This is a genomic window from Microcoleus sp. A6-C6, assembly GCF_036705955.1.
In the GTDB taxonomy this organism is placed as follows: domain Bacteria; phylum Cyanobacteriota; class Cyanobacteriia; order Cyanobacteriales; family Microcoleaceae; genus Microcoleus.
On the sequence record NZ_JAUBVR010000002.1, the window covers coordinates 101,213 to 124,849 of the forward strand.

General features: G+C 45.8%; 25 protein-coding genes and 1 pseudogene. 12 read left to right on the forward strand and 14 right to left on the reverse strand.

The window, feature by feature from the left end; all coding sequences use genetic code 11:
* Positions 1-117: 117 nt before the first annotated feature.
* The 6 genes from QUB52_RS01845 to QUB52_RS01870 all read left to right on the forward strand — a co-directional run bounded on the left by QUB52_RS01845 (position 118) and on the right by QUB52_RS01870 (position 3,563).
* Entirely contained in the window at positions 118-297 is a 180-nt protein-coding gene (locus tag QUB52_RS01845) for a hypothetical protein (protein WP_332972253.1), read from the forward strand.
* Between the two features lie 344 nt (positions 298-641).
* Positions 642-848, forward strand: a complete 207-nt coding sequence (locus QUB52_RS01850) for a hypothetical protein (RefSeq protein WP_265233685.1) — start codon at positions 642-644, stop codon at positions 846-848.
* Between the two features lie 428 nt (positions 849-1,276).
* On the forward strand, positions 1,277-1,459 hold the full coding sequence (locus QUB52_RS01855; protein WP_265233684.1) for a CsbD family protein: 183 nt from the start codon (positions 1,277-1,279) through the stop codon (positions 1,457-1,459).
* 77 nt (positions 1,460-1,536) lie between these two features.
* Positions 1,537-1,980: a hypothetical protein gene (locus QUB52_RS01860; RefSeq protein ID WP_265233683.1), complete on the forward strand. Its 444-nt coding sequence runs from the start codon at positions 1,537-1,539 to the stop codon at positions 1,978-1,980.
* A gap of 114 nt (positions 1,981-2,094) precedes the next feature.
* Positions 2,095-2,607, forward strand: coding sequence for a hypothetical protein (locus QUB52_RS01865; protein ID WP_265233682.1), 513 nt, complete (start codon positions 2,095-2,097; stop codon positions 2,605-2,607).
* 173 nt (positions 2,608-2,780) lie between these two features.
* Positions 2,781-3,563, forward strand: a complete 783-nt coding sequence (locus tag QUB52_RS01870; protein ID WP_332972254.1) for a DsbA family protein — start codon at positions 2,781-2,783, stop codon at positions 3,561-3,563.
* A gap of 468 nt (positions 3,564-4,031) precedes the next feature.
* Here the strand turns inward: QUB52_RS01870 and rpe are convergent, their stop codons facing one another.
* Complete coding sequence (rpe, locus tag QUB52_RS01875) at positions 4,032-4,733, reverse strand: ribulose-phosphate 3-epimerase (protein WP_332972255.1); 702 nt, start codon at positions 4,731-4,733, stop codon at positions 4,032-4,034.
* A 240-nt stretch (positions 4,734-4,973) separates the two neighbouring features.
* On the opposite strand from rpe, the gene QUB52_RS01880 reads away from it, so the two are divergent.
* Both QUB52_RS01880 and QUB52_RS01885 read left to right on the forward strand, forming a co-directional pair.
* Complete coding sequence (locus QUB52_RS01880; RefSeq protein WP_265233679.1) at positions 4,974-5,348, forward strand: hypothetical protein; 375 nt, start codon at positions 4,974-4,976, stop codon at positions 5,346-5,348.
* A gap of 105 nt (positions 5,349-5,453) precedes the next feature.
* Positions 5,454-6,869 carry an LCP family protein gene (locus tag QUB52_RS01885; RefSeq protein WP_265233678.1) on the forward strand — a complete coding sequence of 472 codons (1,416 nt, stop codon included), beginning with the start codon at positions 5,454-5,456 and terminating at the stop codon, positions 6,867-6,869.
* 83 nt (positions 6,870-6,952) lie between these two features.
* Here the strand turns inward: QUB52_RS01885 and QUB52_RS01890 are convergent, their stop codons facing one another.
* Entirely contained in the window at positions 6,953-8,170 is a 1,218-nt protein-coding gene (locus QUB52_RS01890) for an HhoA/HhoB/HtrA family serine endopeptidase (RefSeq protein ID WP_332972256.1), read from the reverse strand.
* Between the two features lie 268 nt (positions 8,171-8,438).
* On the opposite strand from QUB52_RS01890, the gene QUB52_RS01895 reads away from it, so the two are divergent.
* Positions 8,439-8,792 carry a metal-sensitive transcriptional regulator gene (locus tag QUB52_RS01895; RefSeq protein ID WP_265233676.1) on the forward strand — a complete coding sequence of 118 codons (354 nt, stop codon included), beginning with the start codon at positions 8,439-8,441 and terminating at the stop codon, positions 8,790-8,792.
* Positions 8,793-9,292: 500 nt separating this feature from the next.
* Here the strand turns inward: QUB52_RS01895 and QUB52_RS01900 are convergent, their stop codons facing one another.
* Entirely contained in the window at positions 9,293-9,730 is a 438-nt protein-coding gene (locus QUB52_RS01900; RefSeq protein ID WP_265233675.1) for a helix-turn-helix domain-containing protein, read from the reverse strand.
* A 1,055-nt stretch (positions 9,731-10,785) separates the two neighbouring features.
* On the opposite strand from QUB52_RS01900, the gene QUB52_RS01905 reads away from it, so the two are divergent.
* Complete coding sequence (locus tag QUB52_RS01905) at positions 10,786-11,430, forward strand: pentapeptide repeat-containing protein (protein ID WP_265233674.1); 645 nt, start codon at positions 10,786-10,788, stop codon at positions 11,428-11,430.
* Positions 11,431-11,673: 243 nt separating this feature from the next.
* Positions 11,674-12,450: a pentapeptide repeat-containing protein gene (locus QUB52_RS01910; protein WP_265233673.1), complete on the forward strand. Its 777-nt coding sequence runs from the start codon at positions 11,674-11,676 to the stop codon at positions 12,448-12,450.
* A 10-nt stretch (positions 12,451-12,460) separates the two neighbouring features.
* Here QUB52_RS01910 and QUB52_RS01915 read toward each other — a convergent pair.
* The 9 genes and pseudogenes from QUB52_RS01915 to speB form a co-directional block, all read right to left on the reverse strand.
* Positions 12,461-12,706, reverse strand: a pseudogene (locus tag QUB52_RS01915) (sensor histidine kinase); the annotation flags it as partial.
* Positions 12,707-13,014: 308 nt separating this feature from the next.
* A complete protein-coding gene (locus tag QUB52_RS01920) occupies positions 13,015-13,470 on the reverse strand; it encodes an NADAR family protein (protein WP_265233748.1) in 456 nt (151 codons plus the stop codon).
* A gap of 519 nt (positions 13,471-13,989) precedes the next feature.
* Positions 13,990-14,538 (reverse strand): ribosome recycling factor, encoded by a 549-nt coding sequence (frr, locus tag QUB52_RS01925; protein ID WP_265233672.1) that lies wholly within the window; start codon positions 14,536-14,538, stop codon positions 13,990-13,992.
* The gene (pyrH, locus tag QUB52_RS01930; protein WP_265233747.1) at positions 14,525-15,253 is read right to left on the reverse strand and encodes a UMP kinase; all 729 of its coding nucleotides are present in this window, start codon (positions 15,251-15,253) and stop codon (positions 14,525-14,527) included. The genes frr and pyrH overlap by 14 nt, the downstream gene beginning before the upstream one ends.
* A gap of 254 nt (positions 15,254-15,507) precedes the next feature.
* A complete protein-coding gene (gene msrB / locus QUB52_RS01935) occupies positions 15,508-15,906 on the reverse strand; it encodes a peptide-methionine (R)-S-oxide reductase MsrB (protein ID WP_332972257.1) in 399 nt (132 codons plus the stop codon).
* A gap of 224 nt (positions 15,907-16,130) precedes the next feature.
* Complete coding sequence (gene modB / locus QUB52_RS01940) at positions 16,131-17,951, reverse strand: molybdate ABC transporter permease subunit (RefSeq protein ID WP_332972258.1); 1,821 nt, start codon at positions 17,949-17,951, stop codon at positions 16,131-16,133.
* Between the two features lie 120 nt (positions 17,952-18,071).
* A complete protein-coding gene (gene modA, locus QUB52_RS01945) occupies positions 18,072-18,878 on the reverse strand; it encodes a molybdate ABC transporter substrate-binding protein (protein WP_332972259.1) in 807 nt (268 codons plus the stop codon).
* A gap of 171 nt (positions 18,879-19,049) precedes the next feature.
* Positions 19,050-19,607 (reverse strand): thioredoxin family protein, encoded by a 558-nt coding sequence (locus QUB52_RS01950; RefSeq protein WP_265233668.1) that lies wholly within the window; start codon positions 19,605-19,607, stop codon positions 19,050-19,052.
* 130 nt (positions 19,608-19,737) lie between these two features.
* Entirely contained in the window at positions 19,738-20,667 is a 930-nt protein-coding gene (gene speB / locus QUB52_RS01955) for an agmatinase (protein WP_265233667.1), read from the reverse strand.
* A gap of 242 nt (positions 20,668-20,909) precedes the next feature.
* Here speB and QUB52_RS01960 point away from each other — a divergent pair, with 242 nt between their 5' ends.
* Positions 20,910-21,839, forward strand: coding sequence for an alpha/beta fold hydrolase (locus QUB52_RS01960; RefSeq protein ID WP_332972260.1), 930 nt, complete (start codon positions 20,910-20,912; stop codon positions 21,837-21,839).
* Positions 21,840-21,905: 66 nt separating this feature from the next.
* On the opposite strand, the gene QUB52_RS01965 is transcribed toward QUB52_RS01960, so the two are convergent.
* Positions 21,906-22,964: a hypothetical protein gene (locus QUB52_RS01965; protein WP_332972261.1), complete on the reverse strand. Its 1,059-nt coding sequence runs from the start codon at positions 22,962-22,964 to the stop codon at positions 21,906-21,908.
* Between the two features lie 157 nt (positions 22,965-23,121).
* A complete protein-coding gene (locus QUB52_RS01970) occupies positions 23,122-23,532 on the reverse strand; it encodes a hypothetical protein (protein WP_332969254.1) in 411 nt (136 codons plus the stop codon).
* Between the last annotated feature and the right edge of the window lie 105 nt (positions 23,533-23,637).

Here is a 23,637-nt window from a genome sequence, read left to right on the forward strand (position 1 = left end):
TTAACCGTCAAACTCGATCGCCTTGACCTCAGTCTGCACCAATCTGTCGCCTATTTCTCTCTTAATCTTGTACCGATGTCGAAACCGCCTCATCAAACAAACGACAAAAGTCCATAAATGCGCGATACCCCAAAAATTCTATCCCTCCCCCACACTCCCCACACTCCCCGCACTCCCCGCACTCCCCACACTCCCCGCACTCCCCGCACTCCCCGCGCGCGAGTCACAAAGCAATCTCGCGCACTCAAGCACTATTCTCCTTCCCCTATAGCCTTTCTCAAAAAGGTGAATATTTGAGATTTTCAATTTTTGGATTTGGAGATTGGGCGATACCTCATATGAGAACTGTAACTGCTATATAGCGGTTCTCAAAAAAGTGAGGATAGCCCTATGCCCTATGCCCTATGCCGTTCGCGTACCTGATATGAGAGATCGAAAAGCTATATCTCTCTTCCGGCCGATTCAGGTTTGCCTGATTTGTCTGACTATTAAATTAAGAAATAAAAACTAAAAACTATTCCCAGCCCTAATCTCCCTTCAGGCAGAGGAAAGTCTTTGCGATCGCGCTTAGCATATATCTAAGGCTAACTCTTAAGTAGCCTTCTTAAAAATAAATTTTGCAAAGAGTTGGGTGAAAACTAATGAATATTGAACCAAACGCAACCACCAGGGTCAGCGACCTACAAGTCACGCTACCAAAATCCAGAGAAACATTGCTCGGCGAGGAAACTGAAAAATCCCTAGGCGAGGAGAAACAACAAAAGGCTGAAACTATGCGCGCTGTCGAACAGTTAAAAGCAGAACTGCAGCAAAAAATAGATACAGAATGTCACCATACGCCAGATTAAAACGAATGCCAATTTTTAGAGGGTGTGGGTAAGAGACGGTCTTGCCCACACCCGCTTTTTGAAGTTCGATGGAAGTCGGCCGCATTCAATATAAATTTAAAATTTAAAATTTAAAATTTTTTTGGGTTTAAAAAAATACTGTTCTGGGTGCACCAATGGCTTTACGCCGAACTTTTTGTGCGATACTACACTTCGTTCGTTGCAGCTAGTAATTTAGGTCAAAAAACGGTCAGCAGGAAAGTCCTAGTCTATCCTCGATTCAAGAATAATTTTTCCTGATTTCCTATTCCCTATTCCTGACTTCTGTTAGATTCTGTACACTCCGAATACATCAAACTTTATTCCTACAGGTAGAGTGCAACCGAACTACTTGTTCCCTATGATAATAAGTAGAAAGTGTAAAACTAGATACAGATAAGGACAAACAAATGAGCATTGAAGATAAAGCAAAGGCAACTGCAAAAAACATCGAAGGCGCGGCTCAAGAAGCCCTAGGCAATGTTACTGGCGACCCCAAGGACAAAGCTGAAGGCAAAGCGAAGCAAACAGAAGCACAAGCTCGTCACGCAGTCGAAGATGTGAAAGATGAAATCAAAAAGAAATTAGACTAATTCTAATACTAATTGAGAGGGTCGAGAAAGCTGACCCTCTCAATTATTGAAAATGTTGTCATACCGGAGGAAAAAAGGTGAGTTTATTGCAGCAGAGCGGAAAAATTATTGCGGGTCTAATGTTGGCTTTAATGCTGGCCGTTACGACTGCTTGCGCCCCCAGCGTTTCCGCCCAACAACCGACTAATGTACCTGTAGCAATTGGCGGCAGTCAGGGTTATTACGCGCAACTAGAACGCGGCAATACTGCGGCAGGTCAAGACTTTGGTCAATGGGTAACAAAGACTGCTCAAGGCTTAGTTCAAGATGCTTACGTGCGTGACAATAATAAGTTGGGAGTTGTAATTACTCCGCAAGTCCGCCCTAATGAAGTGAAAGATTTGGCGAAGTCTTTAGCTCAAGGTTTTCACCGCAATTTTCCCAACCAGGATGTAAGTGTTTTGATGTACGCTCCTGATAAAAAACTGATTTTGACTGCTAAGTACGACCAGCAATCAAATCAGATTGAATACAATTCTTGATTTGGTAAGAAAGTTTAAATGATCGCGTAGCTTTAATAGCATTTTGGAATTTAGGGCTGGCGAAATCATCGAGATTTGAAACAGAAAATTTGTGTAGATTGGGAAAGAAATACCATGAGTAGCAGCGATAATTATAAGAGTCAAATCATGAAGGATTTGGCTCAGGGAAATAAAGAAGTGATGCCGGAGACAACCGGTGAAGAGTACGATAATTTTGACGATTTTGCTCAGAGAACTTCGCCGGATCAGCGCAAAAAATTATTCGGGAGTTCTCTGAATCATGACTCGCTACCGCCGGCGCAGTTGGAACCGGAATTGCAAAAGGCGATCGCCCAAATTAAGCCAAAGGAACTCGATGATGTGGCCCGCGAATTCCTCAAGCAGTTGGACAAGAGAGGATTGAACGATCGCCAATTGGAAAAGCAGCTAGCACTTTCTACCCACCACGCCAGTCGCATGACTGCTGATGATGTTACTAAGCTGGCCTCGTTTACCTATCACAATCACCCGGATATTTTCCGAGATGTGCTCGCCCAAGAGCCGAGTTTGATGAAGTTTTTGGGGAATCCAGTAGTTGCAGGTATTTTGGGAATAGTTGCTGCTAAATGGCTCAGCAATCGTAAATAATCTCGGATTCAGACAAGCCTAAAGGCTGATAATACGTGCAGCAAATACGTGCAGCAAATAAAAGGACGATCGCCCGGGCGATCGTCCTTTGATCTTTTATATCAGATCAGGCGTACCTGACACTCCGCAAAATTAAATGTAGGATTAAGTGTTGCCGTAAACCAGGAAAAAAGATGAACATCTCTACTATTTGGCGAAAACTCCGCAGCCAACAAGCCTTCTGCTTGGCTGCACTGCTTGCGAGTTGCCTGGTATTTATCGGTTGTTCCCCCGCCCAGTCAGCGGCTGGCAATTCAGTCGATCCCAAGTTGAAAGAGCAAGTTTTGCAGATTATCCGCGAAAACCCCCAAGCAATTTTAGATTCGGTACAAGGGTACCAGCAACAGCAGCAGCAGTCTCTCAAAGCAGCGCAGGAGTCATTTTTGCAGGCGATGAAAACCGATCCCAAATCTGCGATCGGGGATTCTCCCACCACCGGCTCGGCTTCGCAGCAGATTGTACTTTTAGAATTCTCTGACTTTCAATGTCCGTTTTGCGCCCGCGCTTACGATAATGTCAAGCAGTTTATGGCAAAACACGAGGACAAAGTTACTTTAGCCTACAAGCATTTTCCCTTGACTTCTATTCACCCTCAAGCGCTGCCAGCAGCTAAAGCAGCTTGGGCTGCTGGGCAGCAGGGCAAATTCTGGGAATATTACAGCGCTTTGTTTGAGGGGCAGAAAGAGTTAGGCGAGCCACTATACGGATCGATCGCCCAAAAGCTCAATCTCAAATTAGATAAATTCAACAGCGATCGCAACAGCCCCGCCGCCGAAGCAGCCATTCAGAAAGACGTGCAACTGGCTCAACAATTGGGTATCGAAGGCACTCCATTCTTTATTATGAATGGCAAAACTTTCTCCGGTGCTGTCGAGATTTCTGAGATGGAAAAGATTCTCGCGAGTGTCTCCAAATAACAGGGAAAGAGACACGAAAAAGTAAGTTTTTGGGTCTTTTTAACTTGTTGGTTGCAATCTCAATTCTGCGTCATTTAAGATGGGTTCCCAGGCTGGTGTCTGGGAACACTAAAAAAGCAAGTAAGTAAAAGGAAGAAGAAAGTTGGGCAGCGGATTGTGAAACGGATGTAACGGATGTAATGCCGATCGGGAAAAAGGCTTTAGTTATGCTTATTTACAATCCCGATGAAAAAACTGCTCGGTAACGGTAGCAGTCAAATTGGTATGATGCCGCCTGGGTGGGAAGTTCCGGCTTCTACAACTACATTACACGGAGGCCTATGCCATATCCCGTTCGCGTACCTAATATGAGAGATCGAAAGGCTATACATCTCTCTAATAATTATCGCTTCACAGACATCTTGCCTGTGAAGCGATAATTTTGGGAAAAGTCTATTAGTAATTCATCGGATGCGATCGAATTTTTGATTAGACAGCAGCCAACTCAGGAGTCGGGCGCTTGCTGTGGCGGATACCCTCGATCGCACTTGCGTAATCCTTCGCCTTAAACACAGCAGAACCCGCGACGATCGCATTTGCGCCCGCTTCCAGAACCTGCCAAGTATTGTTCGTCTTCAAACCGCCATCCACCTCAATCCAAGGATCGAGACCCTTCTCGTCGCACATTTTACGCAACTGGCGAATTTTCGGCAGCACCGCCGGGATAAAACTTTGACCGCCAAAGCCCGGATTGACGCTCATAATCAGCACCAAATCGCAAAGTTCCAGCACGTACTCGATCAACTCTAGGGGTGTCGAAGGATTCAGCACCACACCAGCCTGCTTGCCCAATTCCCGAATTTGACCGAGGGTGCGGTGCAAGTGAGGCGAAGCATTGTGCTCGGCGTGAACGGAAATAATGTCAGCACCAGCCTTAGCAAAGTCCTCGACGTACTTCTCCGGCTCCACAATCATCAAGTGGACATCGATTATCTTGGTAGTAACGGGACGAATTGCTTCGACAATCATCGGCCCGATAGTAATATTAGGAACAAAGCGACCGTCCATCACATCTACGTGAATCCAGTCAGCCCCAGCTCGATCGACAGCCTGAATCTCTTCTCCGAGACGGCTAAAATCGGCTGATAATATGGATGGAGAAATAACGATCGGTTTTTGAGATTTGGTCATGGCTAAGTCTGTGTCTCCTGTCTCCTGTGCTGTATCCAGTTTATCAAAATACGGCTCTCCGGGTCGAAAAGTTGTGAATAATAGGTAGGGGCAGGTTTAGCGAAAAAACTTGGCCTCTAACCAACAATTTTTGTGCAAAACGTGCCCTGCTCTGGGATTTTTGGTTTAGGATATAAATTTTCCGCCTAACAAATAAGTTTTGTGCAAAACTAGACCTCCTGTAAATTTTGAATGCCAACTATGAAAAATACACATCCCTTAGACAATCCTGAACTCGATCGTGCAAGTCTGTTTGTATTAATGATCCCAGTCATTGGCTTTTTTCCCGCCCTCTGGAATCTTTACCGCCGTCAGGGCAGCCCCGAACGCCAAGCCGTCAGCCGCTTGGCAATTGCCCTTGCTTTTAGTTGGCTCTTAGGACATATTCTTTTAGAAGGGGCCGCGATTTCTGCGGAATCTCCGACACTTGCCATGTTATTAATGAGTAGCCTGCTGACAACCAGCTATTTCATCGTCGCTCTGGGACTGATGGTTCGCCTCTGGAAGCGTCAACCGCTATGGTTGCCCGGAATTAGCCGCGTAGCCGAGCAAGTGGTCGGCAAACATTTATCCTAATTTAGGGTTCCTTTAAGCCCCTACTGTATTGATTAGAGTGCGTCTTCAGCTTGATACTACATATTGCTACGATCTTTTTTATTTTTGTTGTGTGTGAGGAAGCCAGTGCCAGCTCAAAAAACTCCTAATCAAGACCCTATCCAACAATCAACTGCTCAACCTCCAACCAAAAAATCGCACCAGCCGCACCGAGGCCGTTGGCTGGGTTTTGGTTTTGGTTTGGCTGGAGTAGCCATGCTCTCAGCCACCGCCGGAGCGCTGCTAGCCGTCTCTCTTTCCACAACACCGCTTCAGCAACAAAAGTTGAGCCCTGAAGAAGCGGCAGTGTTTTCTCAAGGCGACATGGCAAAGCTCAGCATGAAGATGCCGGAGCTCACTCGCCCAGTTAATATTTTAGTTTTAGGACTTAAGGTTCTGAGTTCAGACCTCGACGGCCATCCCGATAAGGAGCAGGGATACGATGTCTGGCAAAACTCTTTCAAGGGCTTAACCGATACCATGCTGTTGGTGAGGTTTGACCCTCAAAATAAAAAAATAAGTGTGCTTTCCATTCCGCGAGACACCCGTACCTATGTTGAAGGTAGGGGTACTGTGAAAATCAATGAAGCTAATTACTACGGCGGCCCGGCTTCGTCAGCGAAGTCAGTCAGCGGACTGCTGGGCGGTGTGGGAATTGACCGCTATGTCACAGTCAATATTCAAGGCATCAAAAGTTTGGTAGATGCCCTTGGTGGGATTACTATTAATGTCCCTAAAGACATGAAGTATACCGATGAAAGCCAGCATTTATATATTGATTTAAAGGCTGGCAAACAGCGTCTCAACGGCGAACAAATCGTGCATTATTTGCTTTACCGACACGACGATTTAGGCGATATCGGGCGGGTACAGCGCCAGCAATTGTTGATGCGGGCTTTTGTGGAAGAGCAAGTTAATGTTGGTTTGCTGTCTCGCTTGCCGAAGATTTTGTCGGTGATTCAGTCTCACCTTGATACGAATTTGACTATAGAAGAATTGGTGGCCTTAGCTGGTTTTGCTACTCAAACCGATCGCGCTGGCGTGCAGATGTTGATGGTTCCCGGCAAATTCAGCGATCCTAAGGACTACAAGGCAAGTTTTTGGTTGCCAGACCAAAATGCGATCGAAACTATGGTGGCAGAGCATTTTGACTACGGTCAAAATACTTGGACAATCGAGAATGCTGATTCGACTTTTCTGAAGGTGGCGATTCAAGACAGTACGGGCGATCAATCGGCTGTTGAAGATTTTGTCACGACTTTAACTCGGGCAGGCTATCGGAATGTTCAGGTTTCTAAAGCTTGGTCTGAACCGCTAGATGTAACAACAATTGTAGCTCAAGACGGCGACATTAAAGGTGCCCAAGCGATTCGCCAGTCTTTGGGTTTTGGAGAGGTGCTAGTTGAGAGTACCGGTGCTTTGCAGTCGGATGTGACAATCAGATTGGGTAAGGATTGGTTGAGTAAAAAAACTCAGTCTGGCGGGGACTTTAAGTCTTTTTAAACTGGGTTTTAAATTCATTTGTAGGGACACAGCAGTGCTGTGTCCTGTTTTTTATGAGTTCAGATGATCTGATTGCCGATCGGCTAAAAATCCCTCAATTGAGCCGTTGTCACAGCAACTTCCTTAATCTGGGAACCCCGGCGCACCTTCAGTTTCAAAATTTGACCAATTTTGCTGTTTTCCACCAAATTTTGCAACTGTTCAGGCTGAGTCACTTTCTCGTCCTCAATTTGAACGATGACATCCCCCTTGCGAACCCCCGCTTTCTCAGCAGGCGTATTGGGTACAACTCGCATCACCAACACCCCTGTAACTTCCGGGACAATCACAGGAGCATTGGGGTCAGCATTATTCTCTTTGGCCATTTCTGGAGTCAAAGCAATCATCTGAATCCCCAAAAACGGATGGCTGACTTGTTCTCCCTTGGCTAATTGCGCGTAGATGGCCTTGGCTTTGTCGATCGGAATTGCAAACCCAATACCCATTGCATCGGCTCGAATCGCCGTGTTGATACCAATCACTTCTCCTCTGCTGTTTAGCAGTGGCCCGCCGGAATTGCCGGGATTGATGGCCGCGTCGGTTTGAATGAAATCGAGCCGCTTGTCGGGAATGCCGACGGCTGCGCTGGAGCGTTTGAGGGTGCTGATAATGCCTAAGGTGACGGTGTTGTCAAATCCCAGGGGGTTGCCCACGGCGATCGCCCAATCACCCACTTTCACCGCATCAGAATCTCCCAGTGTTGCCACGGGTAAGTTTGCTTGTTTAGTATTAATTTTGACAACAGCCAAATCTGTTATTTCGTCAGTACCTTGGACTTCTCCTGGAAATGTCCGGCCGTCGTTTAAGGTGACAGTTACTCGATCGGCTTTGTCAACTACGTGAGCATTGGTTAACACAATCCCACTTTTGTCAATAATGAAGCCGGAACCTTGACCGCGTAAGCGTTCTTCTCTGGGAGTTTTGTTGCGCGGATCTTCTTCCAAAAATCTACGGAAGAATGGGTCTTCCATTAACGGGTTGAGGTTGCGGCTGACAGTGCGCTCGGTATCAATGCGGACAACTGCCGGCCCGACTCGATCGACTGCCGCCGTCACAAAACTGCCGGTATCTGCCGCCACCTGCGCTGGGAGTACGGCTGTTTGAGGCTGTTCCCGCAAGTTGGGCGGATTTTTGCCGTCAACGGCCCAAGCGGGTGCAGCATCGATGAAGAGAGCACTCAGGGCGATCGTCATTCCTAAAATTAGGGCGAACCAGCGAGCACCGATTCGGGGTGCGGGGTCAAAAAACTTAAATAGTCGCATAGCGTCAATCTTTGTTAGTCTGGGTTATTCTGGTAAAGGTGTGCGATCGAGCGGACTCAATAATCTGCCGCTATGAAAATCCTAAATATATTTAGACAGCTACAATACACGAGTCTGGAGCCAGCACAAACTCAACATATTCTCAATTCTAACTTGAACAATTTCCCTAGTAATACCAGTTTAAAAAAAAATGCAACTCTAGTCCCGCACTCCCAACCATTAAAAAGCACTCATTCCCAATTCTTTAATCTAAAATGGCATAACCCCGATGATTGTATCTGATACTTCTACTGACAAATCCTTGCCCTCAAATTCCCACCACCATCACGGCGATCAATCAGTCCACCCTCACCATCACGATGAAGAATCCATGCGGCGGCTAGTTAATCGGTTATCTCGGATTGAGGGACACGTCCGTGGGATTAAAACAATGGTGCAAGAAAACCGTCCCTGTCCCGAAGTTCTCGTGCAAGTTGCTGCGGTTCGAGGCGCGCTCGATCGTGTAGCGAGAATCATTCTTGACGAACATTTAACTCAGTGCATTGCCAGAGCAGCAAAAGAAGGCAATATCGATACGGAAATAGAAGAGTTGAAAGCTGCTTTGGATCGGTTTTTGCCTTAGTCGATGCCATTTTTTTACATATACCAGCCCCGCCAGATGGTTAGGAAGTTCTGGCGATAGATCGCTTTCCTCATGCAATTAATTGCAACGAAATGTCTCACGCGACGATAACTAAAGGCTGTCTTATTCCTGCTTTTTAACTTGAGCGACTTGTCGTAGCCGAAGGCGAAACGAGCCTTCTTCTTCACTTATTCCTTCTGACTGATGACTGCTGACTTCTTCTATAACAAAACCTGCAAATTAGACAAAACTTGCAAGTTATTAGTTATGGCTCATGGTTTAAGAATCTTTCACAAACGTGGGAAAAGTATCAATTTTTTTCCCCCTCGCCCCAATTGGCCCAACAGATAATTTATACTATCCGCAGTTTATGAGAGCGAGCTTAGTTCAAAAAGAATTACCGAGTTTTTAGTGACAACGGAAATCATTAACAGTTTCAAAGTCTGAGTATCAATAATTAGACGGTGATTAACCAGACTTCGGATGAACTGTTTAACTGTCTAGACTTTCGTCAGCTTGCCTTTTAACTGGTATCTGACTGTTGCGTAAACGGCTTTATAGGAAGCCTCTATGCTATATTCCTGCTGCAACCACTCTTGAATTTCTCCATAGCTTTTAAAGCCTTTCTGGGGGTCGCTGAGGCGCATTGCCAAACTAGCACGGGCCAGAGGAGGAATTGCGGGCTTGCGGCCACCGCTGTGCTTTGTTTCCAGGAGTCCTTCGAGTCCGTCAGAGCGGTACTTTCTCAGCCACCGCTGCACAGTAATGCGGTTTACGCCGATCGTCATTGCCAATTCTTTAACTGTCTTAACGTGACAAATTTTGAACAGGTAAAGTGCTTGAATCTTTTGAAAGCCACTTGCCGTTTTTTGTTCGGTTAACAGGTTTTTTAGTTCTTCTGTGGTCTCTGTGATGCTAAGTTTACATACTCCAGCCATATCAATTACCTCACGGGGATTCGTAATCTACAATTGTTTTTTTGACTAGGGAGAAAAATCCGCTTTCCTCCTAAATGCTCGCCTTTTGTTTGCTAATAAAGCCAGACAAAAGCTATCTAAATTAAACTTTTTCAGTCCTGGATTTACTAAGAGGCTCAGAAGCCTTTTTTTTAAACCGGGAGCAAGGGCTGCAATGCGTCTTTTGATAAAAAACAGTTTCTGAGTCAGTTTGGTATTTGATGACACAAGCGTCATTGCTAATACTGATATCAGTTAACCGCTCGAATGCAACATTAGCTGCAATAGTTGACTGTTAAGGAATATTATTTATTCTCTTTTTTCTAAATATATATCATGATTTTTCTAGTGTTTATTTGTGATTTATGCGAAAGTATTGGCGATTTTTTTTCCTTGGCAGCTAGGATGCAGCCTTGGTCTGTAAAGGAGCCGGTAGCACTTTTATGCACAGATTTTCCTACTCCCAGAAGTGTATTTCTGGCTTTCCCTTTGTGAGAAATCCTGAGATATCAGCACTCTGATGGGCTGGATTGGGTCGCGCCGAGTGACGGTGCAACCAACTTTCCTGCTGCGGGCAGGTCTCTGTGAAACTACCGACTTGATCGCCTGTTGAGTTAAACACGCCGACTGTGGAATTGTCAAATTTTCAACATTACAGTACCACTATCGGCTATTTTTCCCTGTCTGGCGTGATCGAAACGGTTGTTCCTATGTGATGCTACTAACAAAAATTAGTGATTCTTGTCACACCAATACTCAGTAAACTCAACTAGCAACAAAAAGTTATGACCTCGATCGCACTTTCCAGCGAGAATTCTTTGATTGAGTCACGAAGTACGATGACATTGTTGTGAAAAAATTTTAATTTTATTTTTTAATGCAATAAAAAATTCTGTTTGATCTTTCACCTTGCCCAAACGGTCTAGGGAAGTCTGGCGCTGTAAATATTTCAGCATCTCAAGTCTAAAATCGCAGAACATCCGGTGCAACCAGCTTGCTGAGAGTATTCTGCATTTAAAAGGTGTAGAGAATCCATAATGAACGTTGACGAACTGCTCAAGCTATACGCCATAGGAGAAAGAAATTTTAGTGGGGTCTACCTGCACTCCGTGTACCTCTACGAAGCAGAATTGATTGGAGCCAATCTGTATGAAGCCGACTTGATTGGCTCCAATCTCAGCAAAGCCAAACTCAGCAGAGTCAACTTTGGCAAAGCCAATTTGTGCAAAATCAATTTGAGCAGAGCAGATTTAGCGGGAGCCGACCTCACTGAAGCACTGTTAGCTGAAGCTAACCTGTATCGAGCTGAGTTGATGGGAGCAAATCTTAGCAAAGCAGACTTGAGCGGAGCTTCCTTGATCCAAGCAACTTTAATTGGAGCAAATATATCTCGGGCAACACTCAGCCACGCAGACTTGCACGGAGTAAATCTTTACGGAGTAAACTTGCGCAGGGCGGTGCTCACAGAAGCAGATTTAATTGGGGCAAATTTAACCAAAGTAGACCTCAGCGGAGCCGACTTAATGGGAGCGAGCCTAATTAGGGCAGACTTGACTGAAGCGATTTTAAGTGCGTCAGACTTAAGCGGGGCAAATCTGTTGGGAGCAAATCTTACAAAAGTCAACTTGAGCGGAGTATATCTTAAGGGTGCGACGATGCCAGACGGCACGATTCACGATTAATTTATCTGTTAAATCTTATGGTTGGCGAGAAGCACGGCTAAGGGTAACATTTTTTTGTTACCCTAATTTATTGGTAGCGAAATGTTTGTTTGAGACTCAGGTGAAGCTCTGAACTTTAATGTATGATGTCTGTGATAGATAGCTGAGAATCTGGCAATATTTAGCAATATCTACGATCTGGATTTTCAATTGCTGCGATCGAAGCTATTTTAGATTTATTATTTCGGATTTTGGATGCTTAAGATGAAACTAAGAATCCTGGCTGCTGCAACGCTGCTGAGCGCGATCGCCCCTTTAGCCCCTGCACAGGCCGAGAACATTCAACACACGCAACAATTACTAGCCACCCGACAGTGCCCCAATTGCGACCTCAGCAGCGCTGGTCTGGTTTTAGCCAACTTAACAGGAGCCAATCTCAAAGGTGCTGATTTGAGATTGGCTAACCTCAGCCGAGCTAACCTTACCGGAGCTGATCTTAGCGGAGCCAACCTCAGTGGCACCAGTTTGTTTGGCGTCAACTTGACGGGAGCAAACCTGACGGGGGCAAACCTCAGCGGTGCTGACTTGAGAAGTGCCTATCTTAGCGACGCCAATTTGCTCAACGCCAATTTAACTAACGCCCAACTGCTGGGAGCTAGAGGAATGCCAACTAATATTGGCACCGCTGAAGACTTTTACCGATTGGGAGTGCTGGAAGCTCAAGCGGGAAACTACAGAAACGCGATTGATTATTACAATCAAGCCCTAAATCTGAAATCGGATGTAGCTGCCGTTTATTTTGCGCGCAGTATGTCTCGCGCTGACTTGGGAGACTTCGCCGGCGCGAGTCAAGATGCTGCTAGAGCAAACCAACTCTTTGCCACTCAAGGAAATCCTCAAGGTCAAGAATTGTCAAAGCAGTTAGCCGAAGCCATTGTGGCGCGCCAAAAGCCAACGGAACCACGTACTGGGGGCAACGGCAACTTGATGAGTCTTCTGGGATCGCTCGGTTCGGTGCTGGTGAAGATACTTTTGCCCTAAGAACAGTTAGCTAATTCAGCGGAATCTCGATCGAGAATTCAGTACCCAGACCTGGTACAGAAACACACTTGAGTACCCCTTGGTGTTTGTCAACTACAATTTGATAACTGATCGACAGTCCTAAACCCGTTCCTCGACAGACGGGTTTAGTAGTAAAAAACGGATCAAATATTTGAGAAATCAACTCTTTGGGGATGCCGTGACCGTTTTCGGCAACGCAAATTCTTACAGTTTTTGCATCGATTAATTCGGTGCGATCGAGCGCGTACTGCATCAGCCTGATTTTTTGACTAAGCCGAGCTTTACTATTAACCGGCCCCGCGCTGGTTAGAGACGACGGTGCATCGCCTCTAACCAGCGCTCAATCAAAATTTGCGATCGCGCCAGTTTAATCTTTGCTTTCAACAGACTAACTTAACCAAATGATAATTATTATTATAATATTCTCATAAATTTCTGGAAATCTTAAAATCTCACGATCATAATTATTGATTATTAGGATAACTTGACATTTATTTGGATAACTTCATACAATGAAATTTAGCGAAAAATTTTGAGTTTTGATCAGCCTGCCCGGTGCTGAAAAATTTCGCTACGCACGCTCATCAGAATTTTACCCAAATGATTTTGGCCGGTGCCATCGCCGCCGCACCCCCAGTAGTAATCCGTTGGCGAATCCTCTACAATCACTCGATCCCCTGTGCCGAGGAGAATAGCTTGAATGTCTGCATGAGCGAGAAACTTAGTTAAAATTGCTTCGCGCATAATTGGGATTTTCACCGCTTCCCAATCATGGCGCATCCGGTGGTTCGGATCGCGACCTAATTGGGCGGCTTCTTGAGGAGTTGGTACGGATCGAATTGCCACCACTAATCTTTCATCAGCGCTACCGACAAATTTTTGGGCTTGATAGTAATGTTCCACAGTCAACCAATCTTCACCATGCAGGCAAATGTCGTGGGGTGAAAAATTGGAAAAGCAGCCGTAAGGCTCCTCTACTTTATAAAAATAAATTATCATAGCAGAAGGAAGAAGAAAGTTCGGCAACGGATTTTTTAACGGATGTAACGGATTTCAGGAAGAGGGAAGTTCGGCTTCCGCCGTACAAGATATAACGGATTTCAGTGCACTGCACATCGGTTGGCCTTGTCGCCTACCGAAGAACATCGGTTGACTGGCGTTTTAGCGTCTTGATTTGAAACCCAAATTTGCCAAAGTCATTTTTCTTGCTTGAAGTTTGACAAATCCCAACTTGAAATAGCAATTTGATGCTTTTTATCTGGATTGTATCTGCTTTTTATTTGCGGTTTGCCGACTCTATCAAAGATTTACAAGAAGTATCAAGTCAACTGGTGCGCATTGCACTATAAACTCTTTCGTTTGTATAGGCGCGGTTTCAACCGTAGGTCTGATCTTCAATATAACGATCGAGAATTGGGAATGAGGAATGGAGAATCAGGAATTGGGATTTAAGAATATTTCCTTTTCCTTGTTCCTGCTAAAATTCCTGCATTTTCCCCATGCCCAATTTCCCATTCACTAAACTTTCGTGATATCTCTCTCTTTGCCTGCCAGAACTTCTTCTATTTTGGCGATGTACTTATCCGTCAGTTTTTGAATTTTATCTTGCAAGTCTCGCGATTCATCTTTAGAGATATCGCTGCTTTTTTCTTGCTTGCGAATCGAGTCAACGGCATCGCGGCGGATATTGCGAATTGCGACTTTACCTTCTTCGGCAAACTTGGCGGCCATTTTGACAAATTCTTGGCGTCTCTCGCTTGTCAGCGGCGGAATGTTCAACCTAATAACTGAACCGTCGTTGTTAGGTACGAGTCCTACATCTGACAGGGAAATTGCTTTTTCGATCGAGGTAAGGGCTGTGCGATCGAACGGTTGAATGTTGATCGTGGTTGCATCCGGGGTGCCGATGTTGGCAAGGGATTTGATCGGAGTTGGAGATCCGTAGTAATCTACCATGACTCGATCGAGCAGGGAAGCGTTGGCGCGTCCCGTCCGAATAGTATTAAAAGACCGTTGAGTAGCCTCAACAGCCTTTTGCATATGATCTTCTGATTCAGCTAACTTCACAAAATCCTCCGACAAGGGTTCCAATAGATTCTCCCATTACTGCTCGGTAGATGTTTCCCGATACCGAGAGGTCAAATACCATAATAGGAATATTATTTTCTTTGCACAGGGCGATCGCGGTACTATCCATCACCCGCAAGTCTTGGTTCAAGACGTGGGCGTAGGTGAGGGTTTGATACCTGCGCGCGTTGGGGTTGATATGGGGGTCGGAATCGTAGACCCCATCTACCTTAGTAGCTTTAAAAATCACCTCTGCATCAATTTCAGCCGCCCGCAATGCGGCTGTAGTATCAGTAGTAAAAAAAGGATTGCCAGAACCGGCACCAAAAATCACTACCCGTTTTTTTTCGAGGTGGCGAATTGCCCGCCGTCGAATGTAGGGTTCAGCTATTTCTTGCATGGCGATCGCCGATTGCACCCTTGTGGGCACTCCTGCTTGTTCCAGAGCATCCTGCAAAGTGATAGCATTCATCACTGTAGCAATCATGCCCACATAGTCGGCTGTTGCCCGATCCATGCCTGCCGAAGCAGCTTTCACGCCACGAAAAATGTTGCCGCCGCCGACAACGATCGCGATTTGAATGCCTTCGGACACGACTTTAGCCACTTCCTGGGCGATCGACCCAACGACTACCGGATCGATACCGTAGCCCAAGCTACCCATCAGCGCTTCACCGCTGAGCTTCAGCAAAACCCGCTGATAAACCATCCCCATGCCGCCACTATTTTTTCTTTTTGTCTCCACAACAAGATAGCAGCACGGGTGCATTTTGAACATCAATTGCCACGAACAGGCTTTTGCGCTTGTTCCAGAACACCTTGGAATGTTGACTGTTGACTGTTGACTGTTGACTGTTGACTGTTGACTAAGGCAAAAAAGGGTTTCTCCTAAAAATCCTGGCACTCTCCGAGAGATATTTACGCAGAAACCGTGTTTTTTGCCCCGCTTGCGTCTATGACTGTCTTAGTTCAATCCTTGGGAACGAAATCAAGAGCAGCAGAATTCATGCAGTAACGCTGACCGGTGGGTTTGGGCCCATCGTTGAATACGTGACCGAGATGAGAGTCACAAACGGCACACAGTACCTCCGTGCGGCGCGTGAATAAGCTGTTATCCGACTCATTCTTGACATTTTCTTCGTTAATGGGAGCGTAAAAACTCGGCCAACCGGTACCGGAATCGTATTTTGTTTCCGATTCAAATAGCTCTGTACCGCAGCAAATGCACTTATAGAGTCCGGGCTTTTTGTTGTCGTGATATTCGCCGCTAAAAGCTCTTTCGGTTCCCTTTTTTCGGGTGACTTTGAACTGTTCGGGGGTTAGTTGCTGTTGCCATTCGGCATCGGTTTTTTTAACTTTGTCTGTCATGGTTTAATCTTTGGTGTAGATGAAATTAGTTGAAGAAAACACGGCGGTTGAAACCGCGTCTATACAGACAAAACCCGCCTCCGCGGGTTAAAGAGCGGGTGGTTGAAATTATTTCTTCAGTCCGCGGAGGCGGACATCGTTTGTATAGGAGCGGTTTCAACCGCCGTCCGACAATCTTTGTTTGTATAGATGGGGTTTCAAACCCTACGTCGGCTCTGGTTGACTCATGCTTCCATTAATATTAACCTAATTGGCTCCAAATGAACATACCAGGGAAAAGAATTGTCCTTGATAGCCCGCCACTTTTCCTTGAAAACTTCAGCTTGCAAGTGATAATCTTGGGGATTATTGGGAGGCGAGTGCAATTTGAGATATAATGTCACCCGGTGAGGAGTTTCCACAGTTGAGGCGATCCAACAAGCAAATGTATTTTCCCGATCGCACCCGTTAACAAAACTGATTTGATGAGCTCGAATTCCGACAGAAACTAAAGATTTGGGGATTGGTTCGACGACAGTTAGATTGCAGCCCCAGTCGATCGCATCTACGACAGTTTCAGCAACCGGTTTAGCCGCACAGAAATTCTTACAGCCAGTCAACTGCGCGACGGTGAAGTTGCGCGGGCGATCGAAAATGTTCTGTTTGGTATCAAAGGCGATCGCCCTTCCCTCAGCCAACACCAACAGATTTTTGCACACCCGGTAAACTTCCTCTAAATTGTGGCTGACAAACAAAGTAATTCCCCGATAATTAGCCAAAACCTGCATTAACTCCCGTTCCAGTTGACTCCGCAAGTGCGTATCCAAAGCCGAAAACGGTTCATCTAACAGCAGTAAATCGGGAGAAGGGGCGATCGCCCTCGCCAATGCCACCCGCTGCTGCTGGCCCCCAGAAAGTTCGTGAGGATAGCGGTTTTCCATTCCCAACATTTGCACCGAAACAAGCTGTTCTTTTACCCGAATTTTTTGCTCGCTTTTAGATAAATGCTGCAAACCAAAAGCAATATTTTGAGCCACATTCAAGTGAGGAAACAAAGCATAGTTTTGAAACAAAAAACCAATACGGCGGTCTTTAGAAGGTAAATTAATGCCCTCAGCCGAGTCAAATAAAACCTTACCGTTAACTGCAATTTTACCGCTGCTGGGAGTGTCCAAACCCGCGATGCAGCGCAGAGTCATGCTTTTGCCAGAACCCGACGCGCCCAAAATTCCCAAAACTTCCGGGCCGATATCAAAACCGACCTCCAAGGCAAAGCCAGAAAGAGGTTTAAAAATATTTAAAAATAGTCCGCCTTCTAGTTGTTTATTTGGGGATTTTATGGTAATATTTGAAGAAAATTTAGCGAAATTAGATTGCCGTTGATAGTTAGGATTTGGCTTGGAAGAAATCCTTGGTAAATAAGTCCAGTAATTAACCAAAGTTAACACACTCAAAGCAAGACTGAGAATAATCAAAACCCAAATAGCAGCTTGCCTCATATCCCCAGCTTCCACAGCAAAATAAATTGCCATCGGGATAGTTTGAGTTTGTCCGGGAATATTCCCAGCTAACATCAGCGTCGCGCCGAATTCACCCAAAGCGCGGGCAAATGCGAGAATAGTTCCTGCTATAATTCCCGGCCACGCTAGCGGCAACATAATCCGCCAAAAAACCGTCCCTTCCGAAGCGCCCAAAGTGCGGGCTGCATTGAGAAGATTGGTATCAATTTGCTCAAAAGCCCCCAAAGCAGTTTTGTACATCAGGGGAAATGATACGACTGTGGCAGTAATTACGGCGGCTTGCCAAGTAAAAATTATAGTTAAATCAAATTTTAGGAGAAATTGACCGATCGCGCCATTTCTGCCAAACAGCAGCAGCAGCAAAAATCCGACTACCGTGGGCGGCAAAACCAAAGGAGAGATGAAAATGCCTTCAATCAAGGCTTTACCTGGGATGCGAGTTGAAAGCATCCACCGGGCGGCAGCTATTCCGAGAAAGAAGGTAAAGAATGTGGCGATGGCTGATGATTTTAGGGATATCCATAATGGAGATATGTCAAATTCCATATTTTGGATGAACTATCGCAGTTTTGGATGATTTTTTTGAACCGCAGAGGGCGCAGAGAACACAGAGGAAGAGAAGGAAGAGAAGAAAGTTTTTTGAATTGCTACAAGTTTTACGAATAATTAACGAGCTGTACCGAATCCGTATTTCTGAAATACTATTTTAGCCCGATCGCCCGCCAAAAACTCAACAAAGGCTTTGGCTGCGGCGGGATTGCGGCTGTTTTTGATAACTGCTAGCGGATAAACAATGGGCGAGTGCAAGTTTTCGGCAGCCGTTAGTCGCAGAGTTACCTTGTCCGATGATTTGGCATCTGTGGTGTAGACTATACCGGCGTCAACGTTACCGCTTTCGACAAATGTCAGGACTTGGCGGACGTTATTTCCCAGCACTAATTTTGGTTGCAGTTGCGACCATAATCCCAGCTTAGTTAGCATTTCTTGGGCGTATTGTCCTGCCGGTACGCTTTTCGGTTCGCCGATCGCAATTTTCTTGATTTTTGCCTCTGTCAACTGTTTAAAATCGCTCAAAGCATCGCCATTTTTAGGAACAATCAAAACCAGGCGATTTGTCAGCAAATTGCGGCGCGTCTCATTCAGCAGCAAATTAGCTTTCTGCAAACCATCCATTTGTTTAGTCGCGGCGCTGAAAAATACATCTACTGGAGCTCCTTGCTGAATTTGCTGCTCTAGTGCGCCGGAAGCACCAAAATTATAACTAATAGTAGTATTGGGATTGCTGCTTTGATATACTGTTTTGATTTCTGTTAAGGCTGGTGAGAGACTGATGGCGGCGGATACAGTTAAAGACGTGCGCTGCTGTGCTGTGGCTGGGGAAACATTCTGAAATAAGTTCCAACTAATCAGCAGTACCAGCGTCGCGACGGCTGCGATAATCAAGTTGAGAATGCGTTTTCTTTTTAGGTTCATGGGAAATAGAAGTTTATGGGAAATAGAATAGCGGGCGGTTGAAACCGCGCCTATACAGACAAAACCCGGATGGTGCGCGGGTTGAAGAGTAGACAGTTAAAATACGTTATTTTCTTCAGTCCACGGAGGTGGACATTGTTTGTGTAGACGCGGTTTCAACCGCCGTCTTATCTATTCTCGCCATTTGACAGAACAACCGATCGCCTCTGTAGTAGAAGGTTCTACTGGTTCGTCTTTGAGCAATTGGTCGATCGCACTTCGCAGATAAGAAATCTGCACCCCTGCTGCATCGTCCGCGTTATCGTCAATTAAACCTTTATAGCGCAATCTGCCATCTTGGTCTAACAAAAAAACCTCCGGCGTTTTAGAAGCCCCAAAACTTTCAGCCACATCTTGAGCAACATCTCGAATGTACGGGAAGTTGAGTTGATTGTTGGCTGCAAAAGTTTTCATATTCTCAAAACTCTCATCGGGATGCTGATTGGCATCATTAGCATTAATCCCGATTAACGTAACATTTCGATCTTGAAAATCTGCTTGAAGTTGTTTCAGGCGATCGAGATACAACTGCACAGAATGAGACTGATTACACATAAATATCACCGCTATCGCCCGATATTTTTCTAAATATCGAGATAAATGGTGAACTTCGTCGTCAACTCCCGGTAGTTCAAAATCGGGAGCGTAGCTGTTAATGGGAGTACCAGTTGTTTCGATTAGTAAATTCATTTTTTCAGGAGGTGAGGAGCAGTATTTGCCAGCATGAAAGATGAAAGTCTCAGGGCGAATAAAATAGGCTGTTTTTGGGCTTTGCTTTAATTCTAGCCTTGCCAACAGCCTATTTTTGCAAGTAAGCGATTTATTCCTCGTCTTGCTTTAGCCAACCTTTCGCTAGAGCTTGATATCCAATCATTTTGTATGTTAATTTGGCTGCGGTAAATTCTGAGACGACAGAATCTACAAGAGGTGCTAATTCCATAATGTCACAGCCGATTACTTCGTGGGACTCGAAGACGCGGCGCAAAAATCCCGTGAGAGAATACCAATTTAACCCGCCTGGTTCTGGTGTGCCAACCCCTGGAATTAATGTCGGATCGATGCCGTCTAGGTCGATCGTCAAAAATACTCGTTTGGTTGTTATGCTGGCAATGGCGCGATCGGCCCAATCCGGTTCATTAGCAATTTCCCTAGCTCGAATCACGTTTAGCTGTTTTGCTTTAATCAAGTCGGCTTCTTCCTTGCAAATAGCGCGAATCCCGATTTGCAGTGTCGGTAAGCCCATATCAACAACCCGCCGCATCACACAGGCGTGGTTGTGGATCGAGCCTTCGTATTCGTGGCGCAAGTCGCCGTGGGCGTCGATTTGCACGACTGTAAACGGTTCATCCGGGTAGCCTTGGCGGTAGCCTTCGACAATGCCGGCGGTGATGCTGTGCTCGCCTCCGAGGGAAATTACAAATTTATTTTCGGTAATTAGCTGGTGTACGGTTTGTTGCGTGACTTCCAGCATTTCTAGGGATGATACTGGTTGCTGGTTGCGGGTATCGGCGATCGGCATTGCGGTATAAATGCCAACATCGTAGCAAACTTCGGAATCTAGTTCTTCGTCGTAGCACTCAAGTTGGTGTGAAGCTTCTAGCAGTTTGGCGGGCCCGTTTTCGCACCCCCGGCGGTAGGTGGTGGTTGCTTCGTAGGGAATTGGCAAGATTACTACTTTGGCTGTGTCGTAGTCTGGTACAATTTCTGATCCCAGAAACGGTACGACAGCAGTGGAAATGATCGGTGGCATAGGGGAAATTTCAATAAGGCAAAAAATTCAGCATCTTTAATGGTGGCATAGTATCGGCTCGTAGTGCAAAAAGAAGGAAGAGGGAAGAAGGAAGAGGGAAGAGGATTTAACCGCAGAGGGCGCAGAGGACGCCGAGGGAAGAGGGAAGAGGGTTTGGGATTTATGTCCTAGCGGTTGCCTCGAATTGCGATACGGTTTGTAGTAAGGACTTCAGTCCTTCTTACTCTTAAATTTTCACTTTTATGACATCTTCTACTCCCGCTATGTCAACACTTGCAGCACCTCAAACCTGGATGTGGAAAGGTTTTCCGATTTGTTACCAGGCTGCGGGAACCGAGGGCCCTGCGGTGGTGTTTGTCCACGGTTTCGGCGCGTCTTGGGGCCACTGGCGCAAGAATTTGCCTGTTTTGGCTGCTAGTTGTCGCTGTTACGCGATCGATCTTATCGGTTTTGGCGGTTCTGCTAAGCCTGCGCCTAAGCTTGAGATTGACTATACTTTTGAAACTTGGGGAGAGTTAATTGCTGATTTTTGTCGGGAAGTTGCGGGCGGGCCGGCTTTTTTGGTGGGAAATTCGATCGGCTGTGTAGCAATTATGCAAGCGGCTGTGGATTTTCCCGACATTGCTTCTGGTGTAATTTTACTCAATTGTTCCCTGCGCTTGTTGCACGATCGCAAACGCGCCGAATTGCCTTGGTATCGCAGTTTTGGAACTCCTACAGCACAAAAAGTTTTAAATGTCAAGTGGATAAGTCAATTATTTTTCAAACAATTAGCAACGCCAAAAACAGTAAAAAAAGTGCTTTTGCAAGCCTATCACCAGCCGGAAGCTGTCAGCGACGAACTTGTAGAAATCTTGTTAAAACCAGCGCGAGACAGTGGCGCAGTGGATGTATTTGTGGCATTTATCAGCTATTCTCAAGGCCCGTTACCGGAGGATTTGCTGCCGCGTTTGAAGTGTCCTGCTTTGATTGTGTGGGGCGCAAATGACCCTTGGGAGCCGATCGCCCTGGGGCAAGAATTGGCAAAATTTCCGGCTGTAGAAAAGTTTATTACGCTGGAGGGAGTAGGCCATTGTCCCCAGGATGAAGCGCCGGAATTGGTCAATCCTATTTTACTCGATTGGATTGCAGACAAGACGAAGACGGCGGTTGAAACCGCCCGGTCTTCTTGATATTCAACCCGCGGAGGCGGGTTTTGTTTGTGTAGAAGCGGTTTCAACCGCCCGGTCTTCTATTTCTTAAACAAACAAGAAACTATCTGGGGTAAAGCCCCCTTGAATTACAGCAATTTGGTCAGAAGTACCAGTCAAATTTATCGAATTACCAACAATACTGTAATCCGAAAGCTGTCCGTGTAACTGAATGCGATCGATTCCCTGTTGGAAATCCTGAATCTGTGCAAATCCTGTGCCTTTGTAGTAGCTAGTTGCGGAATCACCTAGCACAAAAACATCTCTACCCCTACCACCAATCAGTAAATCCGTTTCATTACTCCCTGGTGTCGCACTCAATGGATTGACTCCAATCAGCGTATCATTGCCACGCCCACCCGAAAGTGTATCGTTACCAGCTCCTCCTACTAAAGAATTGTCCAGGTTATTGCCAGTAATCACATCTACATTGGGCGTGCCCGTGACATTCGCGAAATTCTCTGCGGTAAAATTCAGAGTGCCAATACCAGGTATATTGTTAACCGCCACACTATTCGTTGATAAATTCACGTTAATAGAAGCCGCGCCGGTACCAGTGGAAGCATCAATCGTATTAAGCTGTCCCAAAGGAGCAATAATTTGTTCGATATTTTGCAGGGTATCTGTACCGTCTGTGCCTTTGCTGATAATTCCTTGAGCCTTGAGAGTGATGGCGTTACCTAGGCCGAGATAGCTAACAGTATCCGTGCCTGTTCCTCCATTAATCGCATCGTTGCCGCTACTACCGAGGACGAAGTTATCTAAACTATCTCCTGTAATGTTGTCGTTTCCTGCTGTGGTGCTGATACTATTAGCTGGTGGAGCGGGTGGAGTTGGGTTTTGTGGAGGTAAAGCAGAATTGGTAAGTTGTGCACCTTGGTTTGGAGGTGGAGGATTGCCCATTCCACCTTGGTTTGGAGGTGGAGGATTGCCCATTGCGCCTTGGTTCTGACCAGGAGGATTGCCCATTCCACCTTGGTTTGGAGGAGGAGGATTGCCCATTGCACCTTGGTTTTGAGAAGGAGGATTGCCCATTGCGCCTTGGTTTTGAGGAGGAGGATTGCCAGGTGCAGTGATTGAATTTGGATTAGGGAATAGTGGTGGCATGGTGTAATTAACTCGATAATTTTTATATGTTTGAAGCAGTTGTCAGGCTAAGGAAATGAATTCTCGCTTGCCTTTAAGTTGGTCACTACAATCATTAAGCTGGTTCAACATGACATTTATCCACGTGCTAGGATTACAGTTTTGTAATGTTGAAAAATTAGCGTTTTTCTGAATTCTCAGGTATATTGCGATCGCCCGATGGACGCGGTGGAATACCCAAAATTTTGATTAACTCTGCTTCGGTGACTCCCAACTTTTTCGCTGCACCGGGAATATCTAAACGAGGAGGGGGCGGTGGGCTGGGCGGGCGATTATTGTCACTCGGCGATTCTGGCGGTTTGGCTGGTAGCCCCAAAGCTTCGATTAACTCGGCTTCGGTGATGCCTAATTGTTTGGCCGCAGCGGCAAAATCTATACGGGGCGGATGTCTGCGCTGTCGATCGGGCGCGGGTTGGCTTTGGGCTAGCGGGATGTTAAAACTGACTGTAGTTCGATCGCCCAAAGTGAAGCTGCTAAATCCCAGCAGCAAGGCTGTAGCAGGTAATGCGAGTAATGCAGGATTTTTCATGGTAGTGATTGCCGCAAAAAAGTTGATAGCAGCATCAAACTACCCAAACATGACCGGGAACTCTGCTGCTTGATTACAATTTTGTAATTTAATTAAATAAACAAT

Excerpts from the sequence above, each read along its gene's own strand:
- QUB52_RS01845 (WP_332972253.1), top strand. The coding sequence starts at position 118 with ATGCGCGATACCCCAAAAATTCTATCCCTCCCCCACACTCCCCACACT.
- QUB52_RS01850 (WP_265233685.1), top strand. The coding sequence starts at position 642 with ATGAATATTGAACCAAACGCAACCACCAGGGTCAGCGACCTACAAGTC.
- QUB52_RS01855 (WP_265233684.1), top strand. The coding sequence starts at position 1,277 with ATGAGCATTGAAGATAAAGCAAAGGCAACTGCAAAAAACATCGAAGGC.
- QUB52_RS01865 (WP_265233682.1), top strand. The coding sequence starts at position 2,095 with ATGAGTAGCAGCGATAATTATAAGAGTCAAATCATGAAGGATTTGGCT.
- QUB52_RS01870 (WP_332972254.1), top strand. The coding sequence starts at position 2,781 with ATGAACATCTCTACTATTTGGCGAAAACTCCGCAGCCAACAAGCCTTC.
- rpe (WP_332972255.1), bottom strand. The coding sequence starts at position 4,733 with ATGACCAAATCTCAAAAACCGATCGTTATTTCTCCATCCATATTATCA.
- QUB52_RS01880 (WP_265233679.1), top strand. The coding sequence starts at position 4,974 with ATGAAAAATACACATCCCTTAGACAATCCTGAACTCGATCGTGCAAGT.
- QUB52_RS01890 (WP_332972256.1), bottom strand. The coding sequence starts at position 8,170 with ATGCGACTATTTAAGTTTTTTGACCCCGCACCCCGAATCGGTGCTCGC.
- QUB52_RS01895 (WP_265233676.1), top strand. The coding sequence starts at position 8,439 with ATGATTGTATCTGATACTTCTACTGACAAATCCTTGCCCTCAAATTCC.
- QUB52_RS01900 (WP_265233675.1), bottom strand. The coding sequence starts at position 9,730 with ATGGCTGGAGTATGTAAACTTAGCATCACAGAGACCACAGAAGAACTA.
- QUB52_RS01905 (WP_265233674.1), top strand. The coding sequence starts at position 10,786 with ATGAACGTTGACGAACTGCTCAAGCTATACGCCATAGGAGAAAGAAAT.
- QUB52_RS01910 (WP_265233673.1), top strand. The coding sequence starts at position 11,674 with ATGAAACTAAGAATCCTGGCTGCTGCAACGCTGCTGAGCGCGATCGCC.
- QUB52_RS01920 (WP_265233748.1), bottom strand. The coding sequence starts at position 13,470 with ATGATAATTTATTTTTATAAAGTAGAGGAGCCTTACGGCTGCTTTTCC.
- pyrH (WP_265233747.1), bottom strand. The coding sequence starts at position 15,253 with ATGGGGATGGTTTATCAGCGGGTTTTGCTGAAGCTCAGCGGTGAAGCG.
- msrB (WP_332972257.1), bottom strand. The coding sequence starts at position 15,906 with ATGACAGACAAAGTTAAAAAAACCGATGCCGAATGGCAACAGCAACTA.
- modB (WP_332972258.1), bottom strand. The coding sequence starts at position 17,951 with ATGGAATTTGACATATCTCCATTATGGATATCCCTAAAATCATCAGCC.
- modA (WP_332972259.1), bottom strand. The coding sequence starts at position 18,878 with ATGAACCTAAAAAGAAAACGCATTCTCAACTTGATTATCGCAGCCGTC.
- QUB52_RS01950 (WP_265233668.1), bottom strand. The coding sequence starts at position 19,607 with ATGAATTTACTAATCGAAACAACTGGTACTCCCATTAACAGCTACGCT.
- speB (WP_265233667.1), bottom strand. The coding sequence starts at position 20,667 with ATGCCACCGATCATTTCCACTGCTGTCGTACCGTTTCTGGGATCAGAA.
- QUB52_RS01960 (WP_332972260.1), top strand. The coding sequence starts at position 20,910 with ATGACATCTTCTACTCCCGCTATGTCAACACTTGCAGCACCTCAAACC.
- QUB52_RS01965 (WP_332972261.1), bottom strand. The coding sequence starts at position 22,964 with ATGCCACCACTATTCCCTAATCCAAATTCAATCACTGCACCTGGCAAT.
- QUB52_RS01970 (WP_332969254.1), bottom strand. The coding sequence starts at position 23,532 with ATGAAAAATCCTGCATTACTCGCATTACCTGCTACAGCCTTGCTGCTG.